This window comes from Vibrio sp. 10N.222.46.A1 (genome assembly GCF_041473595.1).
Taxonomy (GTDB): Bacteria; Pseudomonadota; Gammaproteobacteria; order Enterobacterales; family Vibrionaceae; genus Vibrio; species Vibrio tasmaniensis_A.
This window is the reverse complement of sequence record NZ_JBFRSN010000695.1, coordinates 1-3,711: the sequence shown is the minus strand read 5'-3', so window position 1 is coordinate 3,711 and position 3,711 is coordinate 1. Positions and strand designations below refer to the sequence as shown.

The following is a 3,711-nucleotide window of genomic DNA, read 5'->3' as shown; positions in this document are numbered from 1 at the left end:
GCTCACTCTCTTGATTTTTGTATAACCTTTGGAGTGCTTCATTTCAATCATCAGGTCACAATAACCATCGATTTCAACATTACTCTTTTTTAGTCCTTTCATGACCGTGGCTTTGATTTTTTTGGCTACCGGATTAACCAATGCATCGTCGGGAAATACGACTGGGGATGAAAAAAACAACAAAAGGATTAGATATCTCATACTGTTCTCCTTTATTGGAACTGAGAACAGTATGACGATGGTTAAGACAACCGAAGAACTAACTTAGTATGAAGATTGACAAGATAAGACGTAATTCTTGACCATTACGCCTTCTTTGAGCCTTTAGATTTGAAGCCGTTATGCGGGAATACATTACGAATACGTTGTTGCACGTTCTTAGGTACATCCTTTGTGAACTTGAGATTATAACCAGACCGCTTTGCGTACACTTTTAATTCACCTTTAAAAGTGTTGTTGTGGCCAATCTCTTGAAGGTTGTGCTTAAAGCTGGGTGGAAGATGACCTTTAACTTGTTCGATCGCCCCATCGTTAAATTTGATTTTCAATACCGGCCTATCAACCGCGACTAACCAAAAAACCAACGCTGCACCGATTAAGATTACATACATCATAATGTCACCACTACTGTTGATGATTATTTATCGTCAGAAAGGAGCTTGCTTAAATCTTCTTTAAGATTGGTTACTGTCTTGCTGGCCTGTTCACTACGAGATGCTTCGCTCACCAAATACTCAATAGCATCTGATAGCGTACAACCTAGCTCGTTCGCACGCTGGGATAGCTTTTCCCATACACGATAATCAAGGTCGATTGATTTTTTCTTGGTGTGAACTTGTTCAGCATTAAAGTGACGCTTTCGCTTAGCTCGGATCGCTTGCTTAAGCTTGTTATCGAGCTCAGGAGACATGTTGTCAGATATCCACTCAAGAACACCTGTTGGTTGGTGTTCAAGCTTCAATAAGGCTTGTACAGCAACGTCAGCTTCACTTGAATCAATATGGCAGGTGATCGACTCGCCTTCTTTCCATTTTTTGACCAGATAGTTCCATTTCCAACCACATTCCAAGTTTTCAAGTTGCTGATATTTCATGTCTAATCTCGAGAGTTAATCCTAGTGACAGCGTAACCCAAAATAGGCTATTTAACAATTGTTGTCTTGAAAGAATAGACCAAGATCATACTTATATTAGCTTAGTGATTAGTAACTACAACATAGAGCTACAAGCGAGATCGGTTTTTCTATATACTCCCTACCTCATTATCATAATCAGAAACTTAAATGACTCTAGTAGATTGGCGACATGTTACGCCTCAGTACGACGAATATAGCGCTCAATTAGAGCAATTCCCTGACATCTCGCCTTTCCCATTTTCAGACATTCAACATAGATTCAACGATGCGTTAACCCGCTTTGTCCGCTTGTCCAACCTTTCGCGTGTTTTACTTGTCAACGCTCCGGACAATTCGATCTATCGTCAAATGATCGTTGAATCTTTAATAACTGCTCTAGATGATCACACGTTACCAGTAATAAAAACTGAGTCTTTAAATGCTGTCTATCTGTTTGACCAAGTTCAATCAAAAGACGGCCAAGTCGTTGCGACAAAGCCTGGCTTACTGGCTAGAGCGAACAATGGTTATCTGATTGTTTCAGCCAACTTGATTCTAGCAAACCCGGGAAGCTGGTTACTGCTTAAGTCTGCACTTCTTGGTGAGGCCGTAGAGCCCATCAGTAGCAACCCAGAACACTTAAACCAATCTCCATCTTTACCGCTTACCTACAATATTAAGTTGATTGTGGTTGGAGACCGAGCTCAACTCGGCGATCTTGATTATCTAGACAGTGATATTCAAACTGGTTTCTGCCTATTCAGTGAAATTGAACAAGACATAAAGCTAACAGAAGAGACGTTGACTCAATATCTTGGTTACCTTAAATGGCTCCAACAACGTTATGAACTGCCAAACATCACGCAACAGGCGGTGACAGGCATTCTTACTGCTGGTGCGAGAGAAACTGAAGACCAAAGCTATATACCGTTATGCCCGATTTGGCACAATGCGTTATTGAACGAAGCTTTGATTGAAGCCGACCATGGTGAGATTGATGGTCACCATATTCAGCAAGCACAACAACACAAATACAACCGCGAATCGTACTTACCTGAACGTGCTCTTGATGATATTCGAGATGGCCAAGTTATTATCGAAACCGAGGGTGAACAAGTTGGACAAGTTAATGGTCTGACGGTTATCGATGTACCAGGACACCCAGTATCGTATGGTGAACCTGCCCGAATTTCATGTGTTATCCACTTTGGTGATGGTGATATTGCCGACGTTGAGCGCAAAGCGGAACTCGGTGGTAACCTTCACGCCAAAGGTATGATGATCATGCAAGCGTTTGTAAGCAGCGCGTTAAACCTTGAAGATCCGTTGCCCTATGCTGCTTCTGTTGTGTTTGAGCAATCATACTGCGAAGTTGATGGCGATAGTGCTTCTCTTGCTGAGCTTTGCTCTTTGGTCAGTGCTTTGTCGGAATACCCTATCAATCAACAAATAGCGGTAACCGGTGCTGTCGACCAATTCGGTCGTGTACAAGCAGTTGGTGGGCTAAACGAGAAAATCGAAGGCTTCTATCATGTGTGTAAACACAACGGGTTAACTGGCGAACAAGGTGTGATCCTTCCAAGATCCAACTTAAGACACCTTGCTCTGAAGCCAGACCTAATTGAAAGCATCAAAAACAAAGAATTCCATATTTGGTCTGTCTCTAATGTAGATGAAGCGATTCCTCTTATTATGAACAAACCATTTAGAGACGATGAACAAGAAAGCGTTCTAAGCAAAATTGCGGAACGTATTGAAAACTTTGAAAGACATGAGCACCCTATTGGAATTGTTGGACGCATTAAAAACTGGTTTGTCTAGTACTGATCGGACTTGTTTAGCGTACACCTGTTCACTAATATGCACCTATCAAAAATTGGAGTAATTGATAATGCAAAACAAACGTGATTCTTACACTCGCGAAGATCTTCTAGCATCAAGCCAAGGCGAACTATGGCCTGAAGGTCCTCAACTACCAGCACCGAACATGTTGATGATGGATCGCATCACTAAAATGTCTGAGACTGAAGGTGATTTCGGTAAAGGTTTGATTCTTGCTGAACTGGATATTACTCCTGACCTATGGTTCTTCGACTGTCACTTCCCTGGTGACCCAGTAATGCCTGGTTGTCTAGGACTTGATGCAATGTGGCAGCTTGTTGGCTTCTACCTTGGTTGGGTTGGCGGCAAAGGTAAAGGCCGTGCTTTAGGTGTAGGCGAAGTGAAATTCACTGGCCAAATCCTACCTACTGCGAAAAAAGTGACTTACGAAATCCACATGAAGCGTGTTGTTAACCGTCGCCTAGTTATGGGCCTTGCAGATGGTCGCGTACTTGTTGATGGCAAAGAGATTTATGTTGCTAAAGATTTGAAAGTTGGCCTTTTCCAAGATACGTCAGCATTCTAATCTAATCATTTAATTAGAGTAACGCAGTTAGATTTTAATAAAGCAGCCATTGGCTGCTTTATTTTCACTCCAATACATTTAGTTATAGTGCACTAGAGTATACTGATTAAACAAACTTTCTTATTCCGAAACTGTACTGTCTTAGTCCACCAGCAACTGTGTATTCCACTACAAGTATCAGTATCAGTAT

Annotated in this window: 4 protein-coding genes and 1 pseudogene; 2 read left to right on the top strand and 3 right to left on the bottom strand. The window is 41.7% G+C overall.

The features are described 5' to 3' along the window. The 3 genes and pseudogenes from AB4496_RS18520 to matP form a co-directional block, all read right to left on the bottom strand. Positions 1-201: pseudogene (locus AB4496_RS18520) on the bottom strand (hypothetical protein); the annotation flags it as partial. Positions 202-305: 104 nt separating this feature from the next. Then, on the bottom strand, positions 306-614 hold the full coding sequence (locus AB4496_RS18515; protein WP_012603889.1) for a DUF3634 family protein: 309 nt from the start codon (positions 612-614) through the stop codon (positions 306-308). A 23-nt stretch (positions 615-637) separates the two neighbouring features. Then, complete coding sequence (matP, locus tag AB4496_RS18510) at positions 638-1,093, bottom strand: macrodomain Ter protein MatP (protein WP_009846670.1); 456 nt, start codon at positions 1,091-1,093, stop codon at positions 638-640. 189 nt (positions 1,094-1,282) lie between these two features. On the opposite strand from matP, the gene AB4496_RS18505 reads away from it, so the two are divergent. After that, a complete protein-coding gene (locus tag AB4496_RS18505; RefSeq protein ID WP_102257887.1) occupies positions 1,283-2,935 on the top strand; it encodes a Lon protease family protein in 1,653 nt (550 codons plus the stop codon). A 70-nt stretch (positions 2,936-3,005) separates the two neighbouring features. Beyond that, positions 3,006-3,521 carry a bifunctional 3-hydroxydecanoyl-ACP dehydratase/trans-2-decenoyl-ACP isomerase gene (fabA, locus tag AB4496_RS18500; RefSeq protein WP_010440782.1) on the top strand — a complete coding sequence of 172 codons (516 nt, stop codon included), beginning with the start codon at positions 3,006-3,008 and terminating at the stop codon, positions 3,519-3,521. The last annotated feature ends 190 nt before the right edge of the window (positions 3,522-3,711 follow it).

Coding starts and splice junctions, on each gene's coding strand:
- matP (WP_009846670.1), bottom strand. CDS start 1,093: ATGAAATATCAGCAACTTGAAAACTTGGAATGTGGTTGGAAATGGAAC.
- fabA (WP_010440782.1), top strand. CDS start 3,006: ATGCAAAACAAACGTGATTCTTACACTCGCGAAGATCTTCTAGCATCA.
- AB4496_RS18515 (WP_012603889.1), bottom strand. CDS start 614: ATGATGTATGTAATCTTAATCGGTGCAGCGTTGGTTTTTTGGTTAGTC.
- AB4496_RS18505 (WP_102257887.1), top strand. CDS start 1,283: ATGACTCTAGTAGATTGGCGACATGTTACGCCTCAGTACGACGAATAT.